Origin of the sequence: Sphingosinithalassobacter sp. CS137 (assembly GCF_014334115.1) — a bacterium.
Lineage (GTDB): Bacteria > Pseudomonadota > Alphaproteobacteria > Sphingomonadales > Sphingomonadaceae > Sphingomonas.
Map to the genome: position 1 here is coordinate 709,886 of NZ_CP060494.1, position 19,263 is coordinate 729,148.

The 19,263-nt window shown below is 67.6% G+C and carries 17 protein-coding genes; 5 read left to right on the forward strand and 12 right to left on the reverse strand.

The genetic code is table 11. From position 1 onward, the window contains the following. Nucleotides 1–5: 5 nt before the first annotated feature. Genes kdsA through H7V21_RS03290 form a run of 4 tightly spaced genes read right to left on the reverse strand, consistent with a single transcriptional unit; the run spans nt 6 to nt 4,332 of the window. Complete coding sequence (gene kdsA, locus H7V21_RS03275; RefSeq protein WP_188056328.1) at nt 6–830, reverse strand: 3-deoxy-8-phosphooctulonate synthase; 825 nt, start codon at nt 828–830, stop codon at nt 6–8. A 10-nt stretch (nt 831–840) separates the two neighbouring features. Next, nucleotides 841–2,157 (reverse strand): cytidylyltransferase domain-containing protein, encoded by a 1,317-nt coding sequence (locus H7V21_RS03280; RefSeq protein ID WP_188055219.1) that lies wholly within the window; start codon nt 2,155–2,157, stop codon nt 841–843. Nucleotides 2,158–2,161: 4 nt separating this feature from the next. Continuing rightward, nucleotides 2,162–3,163 carry an SIS domain-containing protein gene (locus tag H7V21_RS03285; RefSeq protein WP_262503988.1) on the reverse strand — a complete coding sequence of 334 codons (1,002 nt, stop codon included), beginning with the start codon at nt 3,161–3,163 and terminating at the stop codon, nt 2,162–2,164. Next, the gene (locus tag H7V21_RS03290; protein WP_188055221.1) at nt 3,160–4,332 is read right to left on the reverse strand and encodes a hypothetical protein; all 1,173 of its coding nucleotides are present in this window, start codon (nt 4,330–4,332) and stop codon (nt 3,160–3,162) included. Before H7V21_RS03290 ends, H7V21_RS03285 begins: the two co-directional genes overlap by 4 nt. 239 nt (nt 4,333–4,571) lie before the next feature. Between H7V21_RS03290 and H7V21_RS03295 the strand changes: the two genes are divergently transcribed. Next, on the forward strand, nt 4,572–5,240 hold the full coding sequence (locus H7V21_RS03295) for a TylF/MycF/NovP-related O-methyltransferase (protein WP_188055223.1): 669 nt from the start codon (nt 4,572–4,574) through the stop codon (nt 5,238–5,240). A gap of 30 nt (nt 5,241–5,270) precedes the next feature. On the opposite strand, the gene H7V21_RS03300 is transcribed toward H7V21_RS03295, so the two are convergent. The 6 genes from H7V21_RS03300 to H7V21_RS03325 form a co-directional block, all read right to left on the reverse strand. Beyond that, the gene (locus H7V21_RS03300; protein WP_188055225.1) at nt 5,271–5,543 is read right to left on the reverse strand and encodes a hypothetical protein; all 273 of its coding nucleotides are present in this window, start codon (nt 5,541–5,543) and stop codon (nt 5,271–5,273) included. A gap of 72 nt (nt 5,544–5,615) precedes the next feature. Next, nucleotides 5,616–6,653, reverse strand: a complete 1,038-nt coding sequence (locus H7V21_RS03305; RefSeq protein WP_188055228.1) for a hypothetical protein — start codon at nt 6,651–6,653, stop codon at nt 5,616–5,618. Further along, nucleotides 6,650–7,150, reverse strand: coding sequence for a quinol:electron acceptor oxidoreductase subunit ActD (locus tag H7V21_RS03310; RefSeq protein WP_188055229.1), 501 nt, complete (start codon nt 7,148–7,150; stop codon nt 6,650–6,652). The genes H7V21_RS03305 and H7V21_RS03310 overlap by 4 nt, the downstream gene beginning before the upstream one ends. Continuing rightward, a complete protein-coding gene (gene nrfD / locus H7V21_RS03315) occupies nt 7,147–8,454 on the reverse strand; it encodes an NrfD/PsrC family molybdoenzyme membrane anchor subunit (RefSeq protein WP_188055231.1) in 1,308 nt (435 codons plus the stop codon). The genes H7V21_RS03310 and nrfD overlap by 4 nt, the downstream gene beginning before the upstream one ends. Beyond that, a complete protein-coding gene (locus H7V21_RS03320) occupies nt 8,447–11,050 on the reverse strand; it encodes a 4Fe-4S dicluster domain-containing protein (RefSeq protein ID WP_188055233.1) in 2,604 nt (867 codons plus the stop codon). Before H7V21_RS03320 ends, nrfD begins: the two co-directional genes overlap by 8 nt. Continuing rightward, nucleotides 11,050–11,643 carry a cytochrome c3 family protein gene (locus tag H7V21_RS03325; protein WP_188055235.1) on the reverse strand — a complete coding sequence of 198 codons (594 nt, stop codon included), beginning with the start codon at nt 11,641–11,643 and terminating at the stop codon, nt 11,050–11,052. The genes H7V21_RS03320 and H7V21_RS03325 overlap by 1 nt, the downstream gene beginning before the upstream one ends. 142 nt (nt 11,644–11,785) lie before the next feature. On the opposite strand from H7V21_RS03325, the gene coxB reads away from it, so the two are divergent. The 3 genes from coxB to H7V21_RS03340 are packed head-to-tail and all read left to right on the forward strand — an operon-like array spanning nt 11,786 to nt 15,575. Continuing rightward, nucleotides 11,786–12,703, forward strand: a complete 918-nt coding sequence (coxB, locus tag H7V21_RS03330) for a cytochrome c oxidase subunit II (protein WP_188055237.1) — start codon at nt 11,786–11,788, stop codon at nt 12,701–12,703. Beyond that, entirely contained in the window at nt 12,700–15,252 is a 2,553-nt protein-coding gene (locus H7V21_RS03335; RefSeq protein ID WP_188055239.1) for a cbb3-type cytochrome c oxidase subunit I, read from the forward strand. The genes coxB and H7V21_RS03335 overlap by 4 nt, the downstream gene beginning before the upstream one ends. Beyond that, entirely contained in the window at nt 15,249–15,575 is a 327-nt protein-coding gene (locus H7V21_RS03340; protein WP_188055241.1) for a hypothetical protein, read from the forward strand. The genes H7V21_RS03335 and H7V21_RS03340 overlap by 4 nt, the downstream gene beginning before the upstream one ends. Here H7V21_RS03340 and H7V21_RS03345 read toward each other — a convergent pair. Together H7V21_RS03345 and H7V21_RS03350 are read right to left on the reverse strand one after the other, a co-directional pair. Then, nucleotides 15,572–16,609: a sodium:calcium antiporter gene (locus H7V21_RS03345; RefSeq protein WP_188055242.1), complete on the reverse strand. Its 1,038-nt coding sequence runs from the start codon at nt 16,607–16,609 to the stop codon at nt 15,572–15,574. The genes H7V21_RS03340 and H7V21_RS03345 overlap by 4 nt on opposite strands. Further along, entirely contained in the window at nt 16,609–17,346 is a 738-nt protein-coding gene (locus H7V21_RS03350) for a cytochrome c oxidase assembly protein (RefSeq protein WP_188055244.1), read from the reverse strand. The genes H7V21_RS03345 and H7V21_RS03350 overlap by 1 nt, the downstream gene beginning before the upstream one ends. Nucleotides 17,347–17,589: 243 nt before the next feature. On the opposite strand from H7V21_RS03350, the gene ccoN reads away from it, so the two are divergent. Next, nucleotides 17,590–19,260, forward strand: coding sequence for a cytochrome-c oxidase, cbb3-type subunit I (gene ccoN / locus H7V21_RS03355; protein WP_188055246.1), 1,671 nt, complete (start codon nt 17,590–17,592; stop codon nt 19,258–19,260). Nucleotides 19,261–19,263: the final 3 nt, after the last annotated feature.

The window sequence follows — 19,263 nt, forward strand, 5'->3', positions numbered from 1 at the left end:
GGCGCTCAGGCCCTCTGCTTGACGAGGCCGTCGAACGCCTTGAGCTGGCGCAGCAGCGCCGGCATGTCGCGCAGCGGGACCATGTTCGGCCCGTCGCTCGGGGCGCTGTCGGGATCCTGATGCGTCTCGATGAACACCGCAGCCACGCCCACCGCGACGGCAGCGCGTGCGAGCGGCGCCACGAATTCCCGCTGGCCGCCCGAGCTGGTCCCCTGCCCGCCCGGCTGCTGCACCGAGTGGGTGGCGTCGAACATCACCGGATAGCCGGTTTCCGCCAGGATCGGCAGCGCCCGCATGTCGCTCACCAGCGTGTTGTAGCCGAAGCTCGCTCCCCGCTCGCACAGGATGATGTTCTCGTTGCCCGATGCGGCGATCTTGTCGGCGACATGCTTCATGTCCCGCGGCGCGAGGAACTGCCCCTTCTTGACGTTGATCGCCCGGCCGGTTTGCGCGGCCGCAACCAGCAGGTCGGTCTGGCGGCACAGGAAGGCGGGAATCTGCAGCACGTCGACCGCCTCGGCGACGGCGGCGCACTGCCCCGCCTCGTGCACGTCGGTGAGGACCGGACATCCGTAGCGCGCACGCAGTTCGGCAAACACGTCCAACGCGGGCGCCATTCCGATACCGCGCGGCGCATCGATCGACGTCCGGTTGCCCTTGTCGAACGAGCTCTTGTAGATCAGCCCGATCCCCAGCTCGGCGCACATGCCGGTCAGCGCATCGGCCATTTCGAACGCATGCGCGCGGCTTTCCATCGCGCACGGACCGGCGACGAGCACGAACGGCCTGTCGTTGGCGATTTCGATCGCGCCCAGCTTCACGGTCTTCATCATGGCTTCCTCAAAACAGCCCGCATTCGTCGAGGATCGCGTTCACGTCCCGCCCCCGCGCGGCCTGCATGCGGATGCGCGCCTCGTTCGAGAGCATCTCCCACGCGGCTTCCTCGATCGCGGGCCAGTCGGCGCGGGGAATGACGATCACGCCGTCCTCGTCGGCGAACACGACATCGTCGTTGCAGATGCGGATGCCGCCCATGGTGATCGGCCGGTTCATCGCCTTGACCGTGCCTTCATACTTGATGTCGTCGCAGGTCTGGTTGCGCGCGAAGACCGGCAGGCCCAGCGCCCGCACATCGGCTGTGTCGCGAGTCGAACCGTCGATCACCGCCCCCACCGCGCCCGAACGGATCGCGAGATTGGCGTTGAGATCGCCGAAATAGGCGTGTTCAGGAACGTCTGTGGCGACCATGATCACGTCCCCCGGCCGCACGAAGCGATAGGATTGCAGCGCATCGTAGATCCCGTTCCATGCGCCTCCGGGTGCGCGGTCGGGCCGTTGCGCGAGCGCCGTCAGCTCGAGCGTCTTGGCACGCCCCAGCAGCTTGCCGCCGCTCGTCGGCCGGAGCGCCGAGGGGAGCACCACCCGCATGCCGCGCTCCTTCGAGATGTCCGACAGGATCGACGAGCTGAGATGCGAGCGCATCGCGCGGAAACGTGTCACTTCGGCGGCGCGCAGCCCCGCAGCGACCGTCTCGGCGATCGCAAGATCGCTGTCATGGTCGATGTCGATCTGCTCGAGCGGGTCGAGATCGAACAGAATCGGTTTGGTGCCGAAGCGGCGAGTAGCGGGTGCGTTGCCGGTGCGCCGCACGATATAGAGGCTCATCGCCTCGACCACCGTGGCGGGAAGATCGACACTGTTGGGGACTCGGCCGGTGCCATAGGCGGGTGTCTGGCCGTTCCAGCAATATTGCTTCGCCCGGCTCACTCCGACGAGGCTGTCTGCCTCCGGATCGGCGAGCAGCGCCGCGATCGCGCGCGCGATGGTGTCGGCAGTGATGAAGGGAGCGGTGCACAGCAGCTGCACCCACAGATCAGCGTCGGGCCGCTGCGCGCACTCCCACGCGAACAGCGCATGGCCGTCGGTGGCGTTGGTGGCGAGCTCCGCCGGGCGAACCAGCCGCGAAACAGGCAGATCGCTAGCGAGCTCGGCCAGTGCGTCGCTTTCGGTGTCGAGGCACACTTCGCTGATCGCCGGGCAGTCGAGCGCCTGGCGCAGCTTGCGCTTGAAGAGATGCTCGCCGTCGAGGACGCGCGTGTTCTTTCCGGCGACGCGCTCGCTGGTTCCCTTGGCGGGGATGAAGGCAACGATGTTCATGGGCTCAACCGTTCAGGATGTCGTGCGCGTGGAGCATGCCGTGCAGCTGCCCCTCGGAATCGGTCACCGGCAGGACGAGGAGCCCGCCGCCGCCACGCTCGCGCAGCATCAGGATCGCGTCGCCGAGCGTCGCCCCGATGTCAATCACCTGCGGCGCGCGCTGCATCAGCGCATGGGCCTGGGTGTCGTACACGTCGTGGCGGGCCTGGAAATGGCGTCGGATGTCGCCGTCGACGACAAGACCGAGAAGTCGGTTCGCATGATCGACGACGCAGGCGGCGCCCATCCGCCGCCCCGACATCACCGCGAGCAGCTCCGCCACCGAAGCCGACGGCAGCACCGTCGGCAAGGCGGCACCGGTTCGCATCAGGGTACGCACGGGGATCATCTGCCGGCCGAGAAGGCCCGCCGGATGGTGGCGCAGAAAATCCTCGCGGGTAAACGCCCGCGCCCGGCTGGCGGCAACCGCCAGCCCGTCGCCGATCGCCATCTGGAGCGTCGTGCTGGCGGTCGGCGCCATGCCGATATGGTCCGCCTCGCGCTCGATCATTGCCGGGATCAGATGATCGACCGCGCGGCCGAGCGGCGAATCCGGCTGTCCGACGATGCCGATCAGAATGCATCCGCGCGCGCGCAGCAGCGGCAGGATGCGGCAGATCTCCTCGGTCGTTCCGCTGTTCGAGAAGAGCAGGACGACATTGCCTTCCTGCACCGCTCCCAGATCGCCGTGCGCGGCCTCGGCGGCATTGAGGAAGAAGGCCGGCGTGCCGAGGCTCGAGAAGGTCGCCGCGACCTTCGCCCCGACTAATCCCGATTTCCCTACGCCGACGCAGGTGAGCGGACGTTCCTGCGCAGCGATCAGTTCGACCGCGGCGGCGACGCTGGCCGGAACCGCGCGTTCGAGCTGCTCGAGCGCGCGCCGTTCGCCGGCGATGACTTCGGCGAACCAGTCGCAGGCGGCGTGCGCGGCGAGCGGGCTCGGCCGGACGATTGCGGGAGCGATCAATGGAGATACTCCGGCTTCACTGCGCGAATTCGCCCGATGCCAGCCTCCCAGCGCTCGGGATTCACCGGCCGCAGCGCCCGATCGATCAGCTCCGATCCCGTCAGATCGGGGTCCGGCGAATAAAAGGCTTCGTTCGCAAAGTGATAGGCAAACCAGAGCCGCGTGTCTTCCTCGGACGGGGCCCGCGCCTCTCCCGATCGAGCGGCGGCGACGAACCGGCCGAGATCGGTTTCCGCGTTGAGCCAGCTGGCGCTGGTGAAACGCGAGCGGCGCAGGATCGGGACGCCGAAAGCGGCAGCCATACCAAAGCTCTTCGAATCACCCAGCAACATGCCGTCGGCATGGACCGCAAGCGTGAGCGTGGCGGGAAAGCCCAGAATGGTCGGCTCGGCAAGAATCACGCGTTTTCCGAGTTGGGCAATCGTGTCGCGAAGGCCTCGCCGATCGAGATGCCGCGCATTCAGCGGATGATCGGTCACCACCAGCGTGCATTTGCCTGCAAGCTGCTTTGCGGTCTTCGTGACGAGCGCGCGGTTGCTGACCTGCGGAACGCGATGCTGGAGGAAGAAATTCTCCTCATGCTCATATTCGAGCGGCAGGAGCAGCATCGGCCTGTCCTCGGGGATGCCGGCCTGCCGGAACACCGCACCGCGATCGGGAATCGCGCGCTGCCAGTGAGTGCGCATCTCGGCCCAGAGCGGAGCGATCAGGGAGTCGAGCGAGGCGCGATCGGAGGCGCCCAGCTCCGGCATTGCGCCGTTGACGAACGGCTGGTCGGTGATCGTCGTCGATGCGTCGAAGTGGAACGGCGCAGCGGAACCTTCCATCAGGAACCGCACCGTCCCGGGAAATTTGCGCGCGGTCTCGAAATCGGCGGTTCGGCACAGGACGAGGTCCGGCGCCAATCCGCGCACATGCGCCACCAGCTCGGCCGCATCGCCTGATTTGGTCCTGAGGGTCGCGGGATCCGGACTGTCGATGATCTGCCAGTTAACCTCTTCAAGATCTAGGCAGTGGGCGAGCTGCTCGGGCCCGACCCCAGTGTTTCGCCAGCTGGTGGGCGCAAGCACATGCACCTCGGCCACAGTGGCGATCTTGCGCAGGATCGGAGTCACGATGTGTTCGAACCACCAAGGCGTGACGACCGGAAGATAGAACAGGACCCGCATCAAGGCCGCCCGCGCAACGTGGCGCCGATCGGGTTCTCGAACAGGGCGGACAGATCGCTCATCGGCACTCCAGAACGGGACAAACGGGTCGTTGCGGTCTTCCCTTTTATAGAAGCGCCGGGATGCGGCCGGGCCGCACTAGGAAATTATTTCCTACCCCGCGGGTCGCACGGACGGGATCTGACTAGAATGGAAGCATCGGTGCCGAGCCGGCACTGCGCCCGTTGCAAAGGTTCGCCATGTCCTATCTTCCCGCACCTGCCGAAGCGGCCGCCGAGGCCGAGAACACCTTCTACCTGCGCGGGCAGGTCGGCCGCATGGGCAAGCTGCTAGCCCATCTGGAGCTCTATCGGGAAATTCAGGGGCTTCCCGGCGCGGTGGTCGAGCTTGGCGTGTACAAGGGCGCGTCGCTGATGCGCTTCGCGATGTACCGGGCGCTGCTCGAGCATGAGGGAAGCCGCGAAATTCACGGGCTGGACGCGTTCGGAGCGTTCCCGCGCAACGGCGTTGACGACGCCAGCGACCGCGACTTCATCGAACGCTTCGAGGGGGAGCGCGGCGAGGGAATCGCACGCGCGACGCTCGCGCAGCTCTTTGCCGAGAAGGCAATCGGCAACGTGCACCTGCATGAGGGAAATGTGTTCGAAACCTTGCCTGATCTGCTCACGCGCAAGCCCGAGCTGCGCGTGGCGCTGCTGCATCTAGACATGGACGTGTACGAGCCCACCGCCTTCGCAATCGAGCAGCTTTTCCCGCACATGGCGCCGGGCGGGCTGATCTTGTTCGACGATTATGGCCTCGTTGCCGGCGCGACGCGCGCCGCGGAGGAGCTGGTCGCGCGCGAAGGCCTGAAGCTCGAGAAGCTGCCCTATCATGTGGCACCCAGCTTCGTACGTCTTCCGGGCTGACACGGCTACCGATGGCCCACGCCGGTCATTTCAGCCGGTCTGACTTCCGGCGTTCTGATTACCGCCGTCTTCGATTTCCTCGTCGCCGAGTTGCTCGGGCCCGTGATAGCCCATCGTCGACTGGCCACCATGTTTTCCGAATGGCTTGCGGTCTCCCGCACCGCCCGCGCCGCGCGGCGTCGGATAGCTGTCGCCCTGGCTCGCTCCGCCCGAGGCCGTGCTCGACACTCCATCGGGCGCACCCTTCCGGCCGTCGCGACCGTCCGCCGGCATCGGCTTCTTTGCGTCCTTTTCGTCTGACATGATCGTCTCCGCTGTTCGCATTTCTTTAGGAGCCAACGCCTTGGCGGTGCCGAGGATGCATCCGGGCGGCAGCTATTGCGGCCCCTCGGTTCGTTCGCGCGAGACGATCTTCGCGTCGTACCAGCGCGCAAGCAGCGCCAGCCAGCACGCCGCCAGCACCAGCAGCCCGGCAAACACCGCCCAGTCGGCGGGCCCATCGGGAAGCATCGGCCCCGCGATCCAGAGGCCATGCAGCAGATAGGCCCCAAGAAGCGCCACTGACGCTCCCAGCATCGTGCGCTTGCTCCGCCGGGCCAGCAACACCAGCACACCGGTGATCTGCAGGCCGATCGCCGCCGGCAGCAGCCAGGGGAGTGCGCCTCCGCGGACCTGATACCAGGCGGCCGCGGCGGGCAAATTGCCATACCAGGCGACGAGATACTGGACGAAGCCGATCCACAGCCCGAGCAGCGCCAGCGTCAGCAGCGCGGCGGCGACGCTGGCCAGCGCCGCGTGATCGGTCTTCTCGCGCTGGACGATGTTGAACACGAAGGCGAGCGCGAGCGCTCCGGTAAGCTGGTTCACCACGAAGCCGATCGGCTGCAGCGCCGTCCACCATAACGGAGCGCGCATCACGATCCAGTCGATTGCGGCGAGCGCGAACAGCGCCCCGAATGCCGGCAAGCCGAGCGCCGAGATCTTCCGCCGCGCCCGCGTCCACCAGGTCATCGCCGCCGCCAGCGCTGCTCCCGCCGCGACGAACAGCACGAGCCGCAGCGCCATCGCCCCGGGAGCGAACCACCAGGCGCGCTGGGGCGTCAGCCCCTCAGAGCCAAAGAGAGTGCCCGGGTCCGGCGCCGCAACCGAAAGGAAGGGGAGCGCCAGCACCGCAGCAAGCAGCAGCAGCGCGCCGCCCGGAAGCAACTCGTCCTCGAGCACTTCAAGCCACTCGCGCCCGAGCAACCGGCCGATCATCGCGAGCAGCACCGAGCCTCCGCCCAATCCGGCGATCACCGTGACCGCCTGCCGCCACCCGCTCAGCGGCGGCGCCACGAACCCGAGCGCAGCCGCTGCCGCCGTCGCCAGCAGCACGATGCTCCAGGCCCAGCGGGGCGGCGCGCTCCTAATCATTCCTCGACCACCACGATGCTGCTTGGTCCGGCCTCGCCGATCAGCACTTCGGCCTCGCCGTGCTCCTCCTCGGGGCACTCGACCGAAAGCAGCACACAGCCGCGATAGAGCGCATCGCGCGCTTCGCTCGCGAGAAAGGGGTGATGCAATCGGGGCAAGCCGCTCGCCACCAGAAAGGCGACGAATGCCGCCGCCGCGCTCCAGAGCATCGCGAGCGCGATCGCCGCCGGCACATAGCTGCCCCAGGCTGGGCTCGGGCGGCCGCCGATGTCGAGCGGATAGGCGATGGTGGCGGTCCACCATTGCACCGAGACGGCGATCGCCGCGCCGGCCACCGCGCCTGCCGCCGCGGCCCGGGCGATGATCCGACCGAGGCGTTGCTCCTCGCCTGAGTGCTCGAGCGGCGTTCCGCTCTGCAGCGTCGCCGGCCAGCGCCCGCCGATCCGGTTCAGGGCATGCCGCGCCGCATCCTCGCGCTCGAACACCGCAACGATCATTCGGGCACCTCTTCGCCGCGGACATGGTAGCGGGCGATCAGCGGCACGATCCGGGCGGCGAGCAGCAGCAGGAGCGCGAACAGGCCGATCGTGCCGGCCAGCAGCGCGACCTCCGCCCAATTCGGCCGATAGAGGTTCGGCGGGGCGATCAGCCGATCCTCCGACAGGCCCAGCACGATCACCACGAAATGGTCGATCCAGACGCCGGCGGCGATGCCGAGGCCGATCAGCGCGGCGAACAGGCGGCTGCGGCGCACCGGCTCGAACCAGAGGAGCTGCGGAACCAGCGTCACGAGGCCGACGCTCGCCCAGGTGAGCCAGGCACCGGTCCCGCTGGTCCACCGCCGGACGGTGCCCGAGCCTTCCGGGCCGAGCCATTCGATGAGCGTGGTCAGCGCGATAACGAAGGCGGCGATCAGGGCCGTCGCGAGGACCAGGCGACCGAGCCGGTCGAGCACGCCGTCGCGGCCACCCTCGGTCACCTGCAGGGTGCGGCCGAAGGTGGCAGAGACGAACAGCACCATGCCGAGGCCGGACGCGAAGCCGTTCACCACCATGCGCACCGGCAGCCCGGTATCGTGCCAGTCGGGAACGATGGTGACGGCGAGTTCCAGCGAGACGATCGTCTGCATCACGAACAGGAAGGGGATCACCGACAGGGCGATCACGCGGTACGCGCGCTGCTGCAGCGCCCATTGCCGCTGCGACCCATACCAGCCGAGCGCGGCAACGCCGTAGAGCCGGGCCGTCCGCCGGGTGCGTGCCTGATCGCGCAGCCGCGCCAGATCGGGCAGCATGCCGATATACCAGAACAGCGCGATGGTGCTGAGATAGGCGAGGATCGCCCAGAAATCCCAGGTGAGCGGGCTCATCGGCTGCGGCCACAGCCCCGTCTGCTGCGGCACCGGGGCCATCCACCAGGCGAGCCAGGGCTTGCCGAGATGGAAGACCGGATAGAGGCCGGCACATACCGCAGCGGCCAGCGCCAGCGTTTCGGCCAGCCGATTGGTCGCGACCCGCAGCGGCGCCCGCCAGAGCACGAGCAGCGCCGCGAACAGCGCCGCCCCGTTCGCGATGCCGATCCACCAACCGTAATTGGCGAGATCGAAGCCCCAGACGAAGGGAATGTTGTTTCCCCACACGCCGATCCCGGCGACCAGCGGCAGGCCGAGGCCAGGGATCAGCAGCAGCGTGCACAGCCCCGCGGCGGCGATGGCCAGCCGCCACCGCCACCCATAGCTGTCCGCCAGCGGCATCGACGCAAGCGCATCGGCCCTGCGCACATGGATCCGATCCTCAGTCACCGGCCTTCACGCGGGCGAGATAGGTCGTGCGCGGCTGAAGATTCAGCCCGTCCAGCAGCGCGTAATTGCGCGGACTGCGCCGCGCCTCCGCCACCGCGCTTTCGGGATCGGAGATGTCGCCGAAGACGATCGCGCGGGTCGGGCACGCCTGCTGGCACGCGGTCACCGGTGGCCCCTCCGCGTCTCCGGTGCGCACTGCTTCGATCCGCTGCACGCAATAGGTGCATTTCTCCATCACGCCCCGTTCGCGAACGTGGACGCGGGGATTCTGCCCGCGTTCGGGCATCGGCGCGTCGGCGGCATAGTCGAACCAGTTGAAGCGCCGGACTTTGTAGGGGCAGTTGTTCGAGCAGGAGCGCGTGCCGATGCAGCGCTGATAGGTCATCTGGTTGAGACCCTCGCTCGAATGAGTCGTCGCCTCCACCGGACAAACCGGCTCGCAGGGCGCCGTTTCGCAATGCATGCACGGGACCGGCTGATGCGCGCTGGCGGGGCTGCCGCCATCGCCGGATTCGTGCCGATCGACACGGATCCAGTGCATCACGCGGCCCATCGCCACTTCCTCCGGCCCTACGACGGGGATGTTGTTTTCCGCCTGACAGGCAATCGTGCAGGCGTTGCAGCCGATGCAGGCATCGAGGTCGATCGCCATTCCCCATTGCTTCGCCGCCTGCGGCCGTGGCGTCGCGAAACCGGGCGTGTCTTCGGCCGCGGCGATCGCCTCGCCCGGGGCGACCCAGCGCACCGGGTCGTTCTCGCCGGTGCGGAAGGGTTCGTTGGGATAGATCAGCCGCGCGGTGCCGCCTGCCCTGCGCAGCCGCACGCCATCGCGCACCAGCCCGTTCCCGGCGAGCGCGAAGCCGTTGACGCCGACATCCGCGCCAAGGCCGGTGAGGCGGCCATAGCCGAGCGCGAGACCGACAGTGCCGCGCGCCTGCCCTGCCAGCCGCTTGGCCGGCACGGTCACGCTGGCCGATCCGGCCGCGAGTTCGATCAGCTCGCCGTCGGCGATCCCCCACGCCTCCGCATCCTCGGGTGCCAGCGTCGCGGCATTTCCCCAGGCAAGGCCCGTGATCGGATCGGGAAGCTCCTGCGCCCAGGCATTTCCCGACAGGCTCCCGTCCCACAGATTGGTGCTCGGTCGCAGGACGAGCGCGACGGTGCCGGGCGCGGCCGGAGGCGTCGGTGCCGGAACAGGCGGCGCGGCGGCCGCTGGCGCGGGAGCGGCACCCGGGATCAGGATACCGCCCGACAGGGCATCGAGCTCGGCGCTGTCCAGGCCGTGCGTGGCACGCACCAGCGCCTCGCCATCGGGTGCGCGTCCGGCAAGCGCCGCCAGCAGCTCGATCGCGGTCAGCCCCGCCTCGCGCACGACGGGTCGCACCAGCGAGACGGTCCCGTCGAATGCACGCAGGTCACCCCACCGCCCCAGTGCGCTCTTGGACGGCAGCCGGTGGCGGCAGGCAACCGCCGTCTCGTTCGCCTCGCTGCCGAGATACAGGCTCGTTCCCGCGCGCCGCAGCCGCTCCGCAATTCGCAGGTCGGGCGGCGCATCGTAGAGCGGATTGCCGCCGAGGATGAGAAGCGTCCGGACGTTCCCGGCCGCGAGCGCCCCGGCGAGCATTGGCAAGGGCCGCAGGGCAGCGCCTTCGAGCACAGGCGCGGGGTCGCCGTCGCCGCTCGTTCGCAGCGCCGCGCGCACCGCCGCCGGCGCCTCCTGCCCCGCCACCAGCTCGACGCGTCCGGCATTTGCAAGACTGGCGCCGAGCGCGGGCGGCAGACGATCGAGCGAGCGCTCGGCCAGCGCCGCGGCGAGCGCGGTCATCTCGGACGGGCTCGCCGCGATGCGCAGATCGGCGCGCGCGCCGGTCAGCGAGGGCACGCTTTCGATCACCACCAGCCGAGATGTGCGTCCGGTGGCCCGGGCGCGGCGACGTGCGGCGATCCAGGCGGCGGCATTGGCGACCTGCGCCGGACCCGGACCCAGGAAATCGCATCCGAGCGAAACGATCACATCCGCGCCGAAATCCGGCTGCGGCGTGAGGGCAAGCGGCAGCGCGCGGTGGCCGTAGAAATGCGCACGCGGCAGCGCCGCCTGCGCCTCCCCCACCATTTGTTCGAGCGTCGGCGAGGCGGCGGGCTCGATCAGGATGTGCAGCCCCGCGCCTTCATCCCCGCGCAGCCCGGCGAGCAACCGCTGCACGGCATCCCATCCGGCCTCGCGGCCGTCGAGCACCGGCCGGCGCAGCCGCTCCGGATCATAGTGCGTCAGCAGCGCGGCCTGCGCGAAGACATTGCTGCGGCCAAGGCTCGCGGGATGCTCGGGATGGCCTTCGATCTTCACCGGATGGCCGTCGACGGTTTCGACGGTGACGCCGAAGCCGAGGCCGTTCTGCTCCAGTGTGGTCGGCACGGTCGCGCGCGATCCTCCGGCGGCAAGGGTGCGCCGCTCGCCCGGCCCGGTACAGCCGCTCGCCGCCGCCAGCGCGGCCGATGCCGCCATCAGCTTCAGCGCCATGCGCCGGTCGACCAGCGCCGCTTCCGCCAGCTCCGGATAGGCCGCCCGTGCGACGTCGAGAGCCGGGTCGCGCGCCATCAATAATGGCACACCGAACAATCGGTGAGGTCGCGATGCCATTCCGAAATCGGCCGGATCGCACTGTCGGAGGCCGGATCCTGCACCTCGCGATGACATTCGACGCACCACTGCATCGTCAGCGGCTTGGCCTTGGTCGTGGTCTCCATCGTCGCAACGTCGCCGTGGCATGCGGCGCAGGGCACGCCCGAGCGCACATGCATCCCGTGATGAAAGCGCGCGACCTCCGGCAGGTTCGTCACGGCGTTCCAGGCGATCTGCCGGTTCGACTGCGCCGCCTCGTGCAGCGGCTGGAGCGCGCGGGTGCCCCGGAACAGGTCGTCGTGGCAGGCAAGACAAGTCTCGGTCCCGGGCATGCCCGCCTCGGCGGCCGTATCCGCCGTTTCGTGGCAGGTGGCGCAATCGAGCCCCAGCGAGACATGCTGGCGATGGCTGAACGGGATCGGCTGCGCCACCGGCTTGCCGACGTCGCCTGCCGCCGCGCCGCTCGTCCGCATCATGCCCCATGCGAACAGCAGCACCGCCAGTGCCAGAACCGCCAGCGCGATCCGGCGCAGCCGACGGTCCGCGCGCTGGCTGAAGAGCTGCCCCATGCAGCCACAAACCTCCAGCGCCGCTCGCGTTCCCGAATTCCGCACGATTTTCGGAAGCGAAACGAGTTGAACCGCAACCATTGGCGGACCGAGGCATTCAGGCACTCGGGAGGAGCAGCCACATGCCAGGAGCGACCGGGCAGTGACCGAAGGCGCCGCGCTCGTGCTGGAAAGCGCAGGCCCCGCCGCGCATCCGGTGGCGGTGCTCAGCTGGGCACTGTTCATCGGCGGCGGTCTGATCCTGCTGCTCGTGCTCGCTTTCCTCTGGATTGCTCTGCGCGGCTCGGAACGACTGAAGACGCGGCTGGCCAACGAGCGCACGGTGCTGGCGCTCGGCTTCTTCTTCCCGATCGGCGTGCTCACCGTGCTGCTGGTAATCGGGCTGACCATGACAGCCTCGCTCGCGAGCAGCGAGCGGCGTCCGGGTGCGCTCGACGTGCGCATCACCGGCGAGCGCTGGTGGTGGCGCATCAACTATCCCGGTTTCGAGACGGCGAACGAGCTGGTGATCCCGGTCGGCCGCCCGGTGCACCTCGAGCTGCGTTCGACCAATGTGATCCACAGCTTCTGGGTGCCCCAGCTGGGCGGCAAGCGCGACATGGTGCCCGGCCGGATCAATCATCTGAACCTTCAGGCCGACCGTCCGGGCATCTATTTCGGGATCTGCGCCGAATATTGCGGCGGCCCGCACGCGCTGATGCAGTTCCGCGTCCGTGCGCTGCCTCCCGCCGACTATGCGGCCTGGGAAGCCAATCAGCAGCTTCCTATTCCGCCCGCGCTGGCCAATGCGCCGGGCGCCCGCCGCTTCGACGCGCTGGGCTGCGGCAGCTGCCATCGCGTGCGCGGCATGATCGCGGGCGGCATCACCGGGCCCGAACTCACCCACCTGGCCACCCGCACCACCATCGCCGCCGGCATCCTGCCGAACACGACCGAGAATCTCACGCGCTGGACGCGCCATGCCGAGGAAGTGAAGCCCGGAAACCTCATGCCCGCCTATCCCTATTTGTCCGAAGCCGAGGCGCATGAAGTCTCGCAATGGCTCTCGATGCTCGAATGACCGACGCAGAGGAATGCGAAGCCTTCGAGCGGGCGAAGGCCCGGCTGCCCGACCGCTCCGAGCGGCCCGGGGGCGAGCTCGAGCTGCTGGAGAAGGTCTGGGAGAAACCCGGCGGCTGGCGTGTGCTCACCGTCGTAAACAACGATTATGTCGGCAGTTGGTATGTCGGCGCGGCGCTGCTGTTCTTCGTGCTGGGCGGTATCCTGGCAGTGCTGATGCGGCTTCAGCTCGCGATGCCGCTGAACGAGTTCATGGGGCAGGAGACCTACAACCAGGTCTTCACCATGCATGGCACGATCATGATGTTCCTGTTCGCCGTGCCCGCGGTGGAGGCAATGGGGGTGCTGCTGCTGCCGCAGATGTTCGCGGCGCGCGACCTGCCCTTCCCGCGCCTCTCCGCCTTCGCTTTCTGGGCCTATCTGATCGGCGGCCTCGTGTTCTTCACGTCGCTGTTCTGGGGCGTGGCGCCCGATGGCGGCTGGTTCATGTATCCGCCGCACACCAGCTACACTTTTTCGCCCGACGGCAATCAGGACTGGTGGCTGCTCGGCATCGGCTTCATCGAGATCAGCGCCATCGCGGGCGCGATCGAAATCGTCGTCGGCGTGTTGCGCACCCGCTCGCCGGGGATGACGCTCGACAAGCTGCCGATCTTCGGATGGGCGATGCTGGTGTTCGCGGGCATGATCATCATCGGCTTCCCCGCGGTCATCCTCTCGACGATCCTGCTCGAACTCGAGCGCGCATTCCATTGGCCCTTCTTCCTCGCCGAGGCGGGCGGCGATCCGCTGTTGTGGCAGCATCTCTTCTGGTTCTTCGGCCATCCGGAGGTGTACATCATCTTCCTGCCGGCGGCGGGGCTGACGTCGATGATCGTGCCGGTCGTCGCGCGCAAATCGCTCGTCGGGCACCGGCTGGTCGTCTTCGCCCTGATCGCCACCGGCTTCATCAGCTTCGGCGTGTGGGCGCATCACATGTTCGCGGCGGGCATTCCCGACATTTCGGTGAGCTTCTTCTCCGCCGCATCGATGGCGGTGTCGATCCCGGCGGGGGTTCAGGTGTTCGCGTGGATCGCCACGCTGATGCTGGCGAAGAAGATCGAGCTCAACGTACCCGCGCTGTTCGTGATCGGCGCGATCGTGATCTTCGTGATGGGCGGGCTCACCGGCGTGATGGTCGCGATGGTGCCGTTCGACTGGCAGGCGCACGACAGCTATTTCGTCGTTGCCCACCTCCATTACGTGCTGATCGGCGGGATGGTGTTCCCGCTGTTCGCCGCAATCTACTACTGGACGCCGATGGTGAGCGTGAACGCGCTCTCCGAAAAGCGCGGCAAAGTGGCCTTCTGGCTGATGTTCATCGGCATGAACGGCACCTTCCTCATCATGCACTGGACGGGGCTGATGGGCATGCCGCGCCGCGTCTACACCTATCTGCCCGATCAGGGGCTCGGCTTCGTCAACATGGTCTCCACCATCGGCGCGCTGATCCTCGCCGCGGGCGTCGCGATCGTCGTCTTCGACCTGATCCAGAAGTTTCGCTTCGGCGAGCCGCCGGCTGGCAACGTGTACAAGGGCGGCACGCTCGAATGGCTCCCGCAGGGCGATTATGCCGCGCGCTCGCTGCCGGTGATCGACAGCCGGGAGCCGCTGTGGACCAACCCCGGCCTGTCGGACGAAGTCGAGAAGGGGCAGTGGTTCCTTCCGGATGCGCCGACCGGGCGCCGCGAAACGATCGTCACCAGCCCGATCAACGCGACGCCGCAATATCTGATGACGATCCCCGGCCCCAGCGTGTGGCATCTGTTCACTGCGATCGGTACCGCCGGATTCTTCCTCTCGCTGACCGTGAAGATCCTGTGGCTGGCAGCGATATTCGGCGTCGGCGCGATCTATTCCGCCTGCCGCTGGCTGTGGGAGCTGGATGGCGAGCCGGGCGAGCCGGTTCATGTCGGCGGGGGGCTGATGCTGCCGCGCTACGTCTCGGGCACGAAGAACCATGGCTTCTGGTCCACCTCGGTGCTGGTGGTCGTCTTCGGGATGATCTTCGCTTGCCTGGTGTTCGGCTGGTTCTTCCTCTGGGGCGGACGGCCGGGGGCATGGCCTCCACCGGGAATCGAACCGCCGCTGCTCTGGTCGCAGCTCGTCTCGTCCGCGCTGGTCGGCCTCAGCGCTCTGACGCTCTGGGCCTCGAGCGCCACCTTGCCCGCGCGCGGGTCGCCGAAGGGCAAATATCTGTTCTGGCTGCTGCTGTCGGTCGTGCTGCTGCTCGCCGCCTTCGCGGTCGAACTGGCGGGCAAGTGGCACATCGTGCCGAGCGCTACCAGCTATGGCGCGATGGTCTATACGTTCAGCTTCCTCAACGGCCAGCTGATCGTCGCGGTCACCATCTATGCGCTGTTCATGGCAGTGGCGGCGGTGCGCGAGCGCGTGTACCGCGAGAAGCGCGTGGGGCAGCAATGCCTGCGCCTGCTCTGGACGGCGCTGCTGACGCCGCAGATGATCGCAGCCCATGCGCTGATCGGCGGCTGGTCGAGGCTGATCGGGTGAGCGGCCCCATCCACACCCTCGCCACCTGGCTGCTGCTGCTCACGCCGCCGAGTGCCTGGTTCGCGCATTTCCTGTTCGTCTATGGCGCGGCGAGCGTCGGCATCGTGCTGAACGGCGAGGCGGGGGCGTCGTCGCGCGTCGCCATCGGCGTCGCCACGCTGGTGGTGCTGATACTGTTGTTGCTCTGCTGGTTCCTGGTCGGCAGGATCACACCGAACGACGCCGACAGCCGCAAGCTGTGGATCGTTTCGGTCCGCCTGCTGGTGATCGTTTCGGTCGCCGGCGTGCTGTACCAGACCGCCCCCGCGCTGCTGGTCCCCTAGATGAAGCGCGACAACAGGAAGAGACCTGAGCCGAACACCAGCAGGACGATTGCCGAATCATGGCCCATGCGCAGGATCGTCTTGTCGCGCCGCTCGAGAAGCCCAAGCACGAACACCCCGGTCATGATCGTCGCCATTCCCGCGGCGACGACTTCGAAGGTGCCGGCATTCGCCAGCACCGGCCCGTCACGATAGACCAGATCGGCGAGCAGCAGCAGCTGGACGTTGAACAGGTTCGTTCCGAAGATGTCGCCGATAGCCATCTCGTAGCGCCGCAGCCGCAAGGCCGCGAAGATCGAGCTCAGCTCGGGAAGCGACGTTCCCAGCCCGACAAGGGCAAAGCCGACCATCGAAGCGCCTAGTCCGGTCTTCTGCGCAATAGCGTCGCCGGTGAGCGAAAGCACCGATCCGGCCACCAGAATGGACACCGCCGCCACCACCAGCCACAGGATCACCCGGCCGGTGGGGCGCTCGTCCTTTTCGCGCTCGCCCTTACGGTTCTCGGGTTGGTTGACCACTTCCCACACATGTTCGCGCTCGAACCGCGCCGAGATGCGAAGCGCCTGGATACAGCCGAACGCCAGCACCAGCGTGCCGATCCCAGTGCCGAGATACGGCACCTCGAAATCGCCGGTCACGCAGGCGATCGCGACACCGGAAAGCAGCACCATTCCGAACGTGCCCTGCATCAGCGTCGCCGGCCGCGCCGCGCGCGAGGTGAGCGCATCCTTGCCGAACACCAGATCGGCGATCGCCAGCAGCAGGATGTTGATAGAGGCACTGCCGAGCAGATTGTTGACAGCGAGCGCCGGATTGCCGGTTGCCGAGGCGGTGCCGACCGTCGCCACTTCGGGAAGCGAAGTAATCCCGCCCAGCAATAGCATTCCGGCGAAGGCCTGGCCGAGTCCGGTCCGCTCCGCGAAGGTATCGACCAGCCGCGTCATTCGCGTTCCGGCTTGCCAGACGACCACCCCCGCGCCGACGAAGATCGCGAGGAGCAGCACCAGCGAAAGCGACGCGAGATCGACAGGCATCAGGGGGCGTGCGGCGCTGCGTCCGCAGAAAACACGGCGTCGACAGTTCGTTTCGCGGCAACCAGAAAGAAGATCAGCCCCGGCACCCACATCAGCAGTCCGCCGAGCTGCTGATCGGTGAGCGGCGAGAGCCCCCAGGCCGCGGTTGTCGCGTAATGCACGGGGAACATCGCACCCGCGCCGAAGGTGAGGATCGCGCCGAGCAGCCCCATCTGAACGCTGGTGAGGCCACCCAGCGCCAGCACCGAAAAGGTGCCGCCGACGCGGTGCTGGACCAAGTCGCGCCACAGCAGCACTGCGCTTCCGAACAGCGTGGCGTGCATCGTCCAGTAGATCAGATCGGAGCGGAAGGTGGCGGCATAGGGCGCCGGCATGTGCCACAGCCACAGCGCCGCCGCGAACGCCGCTCCGCTCGCCAGCATCGCGCCGGCCGATGCGTCGCGGCTGCGGGGAAGGCCAAGTGCGATCAGCGGCGCGGCGATCAGCGCGAGGATCATGTGCTGCCCCACGCGCGCGGAAAACAGCGAGACCGACAGCGCGCAGAGCGGCGAGAGCAGCGCTGCCGCCGTCACTGCCCATCCGGCTGCCACAGCCCCCGTCGGACCACCGCTGCGCGCCACGCGCCGCAAGTGCAGCCCCGCGATCAACAGAAGCACGGCGATCAGCACCGGATCGGCGTTGAATCGGCCGAGCAGCTCGGCGGGGACCGGCGGCGTGCCGCAATAGGGGATCTGCATTGGCGCTGCTCCTTCGCTCCCCCCGTCAACGCATCGGCGGCAAAGGGTTCCCACCCGCGGCCCATTTCTACTGCGCCGCCCTGCCTGCTCGTACCTCTACGTATTTCTGAGGACCGGGTGCTCTTCATACAGGAACGCCACGGGCCGGAAGCCGAGCATCGGCGAATTTGATCGCGATCAAATCGCTGCGGCCATCCCGCCCCGAAGAGCGCAGCCCACAAAGGGCGAAGATAGGGGCCGAACATGGACGATGTCGTCACCAGGGGTTTTGCCTGGTTATTCCTCGCGATCCTGGCGTTGCTTGCCGCCGCCGCCACAGCGGATCCTGCATTCGCCGTGCACATGGCGATCTTCGCGGGCGCAGGCCTGATCGCCGCCTATGCGGCGATGACGCACGCCGGCAAGGACGCGCCGCCCAAGCGCGTCGCTCGCGAATATGACGACGAAGTCGTGCGATGGGGCACGATCGCGACGGTCTTCTGGGGCGTTGTCGGCTTTCTGGTCGGGCTCTACATCGCGCTCCAGCTCGCCTTTCCGGCGCTCAACCTCGGCATCGAATACACCAGCTTCGGCCGCCTGCGCCCGCTCCACACCTCGGCGGTGATCTTCGCTTTCGGCGGCAATGCGCTGATCGCGACGAGCTTCTACGTGGTCCAGCGGACGTGTCGCGCGCGGCTGGCGCTCCCCGGCCTCGCCCGCTTCGTCTTCTGGGGATATCAGCTCTTCATCGTGCTCGCCGCCACCGGCTACGTCATGGGCGTCACCGCCGCGCGCGAATATGCCGAGCCCGAATGGTATGTCGATCTGTGGCTCACGATCGTCTGGGTCGCCTATCTCGCCGTCTTCGTCGCGACGATCCTGAAGCGCCACGAGCCGCACATCTACGTCGCCAACTGGTTCTATCTCGGGTTCATCGTCACCGTGGCGATGCTTCACGTCGTCAACAATCTGGCGGTCCCGGTCAGCTTCCTCGGCACGAAGAGCTATTCCGCCTTCTCGGGCGTGCAGGATGCGCTGACCCAATGGTGGTACGGCCACAACGCCGTCGGCTTCTTCCTGACCGCCGGCTTCCTGGGCATGATGTACTATTTCGTGCCCAAGCAGGCCGAGCGTCCGATCTACAGCTACCGGCTGTCGATCATCCACTTCTGGTCGCTGATCTTCCTCTACATCTGGGCGGGTCCGCACCACCTTCACTATACCGCGCTGCCCGACTGGGCGCAGACGCTGGGCATGGTCTTCTCGGTCATGCTGTGGATGCCGAGCTGGGGCGGCATGATCAACGGCCTGATGACGCTCCAGGGCGCGTGGGACAAGATCCGCACCGATCCGATCATCCGCATGATGGTGCTCGCGCTCGCCTTCTACGGCATGGCGACCTTCGAAGGCCCGCTGATGTCGATCAAGAGCGTCAACTCGCTCAGCCACTACACCGACTGGACGATCGGCCATGTCCATTCGGGCGCACTCGGCTGGAACGGAATGATCACCTTCGCCGCGGTCTATTTCATGGTCCCGCGCCTGTGGAACCGCGAACGGCTCTACTCGCTGCGCATGGTCAACTGGCACTTCTGGGCGGCGACGCTGGGCATCGTGCTCTACGCCTCCTCGATGTGGGTGGCCGGCATCATGCAGGGGCTGATGTGGCGCGAATACGGGCCCGACGGCTATCTGGTCTACAGCTTCGCCGAAGTCGTCGTCGCGATGCAGCCCTATTATCTGATCCGCGCCGCGGGCGGCGGGCTCTACCTGCTGGGCGCCCTGTTCATGGTCTACAACGTCTGGATGACCGTGCGCGGCAAGCTCCGCGACGAAAAGCCGCTCACCGACGCGCACTATGATCCGGCCGCGGACAAGCCGCTTCCCGCCGGGGCGCCGCCCGCCACCAAGCCCAAGATGCTGGCCGCCGAATAAGGA

Excerpts from the sequence above, each read along its gene's own strand:
- kdsA (WP_188056328.1), bottom strand. The coding sequence starts at position 830 with ATGAAGACCGTGAAGCTGGGCGCGATCGAAATCGCCAACGACAGGCCG.
- H7V21_RS03280 (WP_188055219.1), bottom strand. The coding sequence starts at position 2,157 with ATGAACATCGTTGCCTTCATCCCCGCCAAGGGAACCAGCGAGCGCGTC.
- H7V21_RS03290 (WP_188055221.1), bottom strand. The coding sequence starts at position 4,332 with ATGCGGGTCCTGTTCTATCTTCCGGTCGTCACGCCTTGGTGGTTCGAA.
- H7V21_RS03295 (WP_188055223.1), top strand. The coding sequence starts at position 4,572 with ATGTCCTATCTTCCCGCACCTGCCGAAGCGGCCGCCGAGGCCGAGAAC.
- H7V21_RS03300 (WP_188055225.1), bottom strand. The coding sequence starts at position 5,543 with ATGTCAGACGAAAAGGACGCAAAGAAGCCGATGCCGGCGGACGGTCGC.
- H7V21_RS03305 (WP_188055228.1), bottom strand. The coding sequence starts at position 6,653 with ATGATTAGGAGCGCGCCGCCCCGCTGGGCCTGGAGCATCGTGCTGCTG.
- H7V21_RS03310 (WP_188055229.1), bottom strand. The coding sequence starts at position 7,150 with ATGATCGTTGCGGTGTTCGAGCGCGAGGATGCGGCGCGGCATGCCCTG.
- H7V21_RS03320 (WP_188055233.1), bottom strand. The coding sequence starts at position 11,050 with ATGGCGCGCGACCCGGCTCTCGACGTCGCACGGGCGGCCTATCCGGAG.
- H7V21_RS03325 (WP_188055235.1), bottom strand. The coding sequence starts at position 11,643 with ATGGGGCAGCTCTTCAGCCAGCGCGCGGACCGTCGGCTGCGCCGGATC.
- H7V21_RS03335 (WP_188055239.1), top strand. The coding sequence starts at position 12,700 with ATGACCGACGCAGAGGAATGCGAAGCCTTCGAGCGGGCGAAGGCCCGG.
- H7V21_RS03345 (WP_188055242.1), bottom strand. The coding sequence starts at position 16,609 with ATGCCTGTCGATCTCGCGTCGCTTTCGCTGGTGCTGCTCCTCGCGATC.
- H7V21_RS03350 (WP_188055244.1), bottom strand. The coding sequence starts at position 17,346 with ATGCAGATCCCCTATTGCGGCACGCCGCCGGTCCCCGCCGAGCTGCTC.
- ccoN (WP_188055246.1), top strand. The coding sequence starts at position 17,590 with ATGGACGATGTCGTCACCAGGGGTTTTGCCTGGTTATTCCTCGCGATC.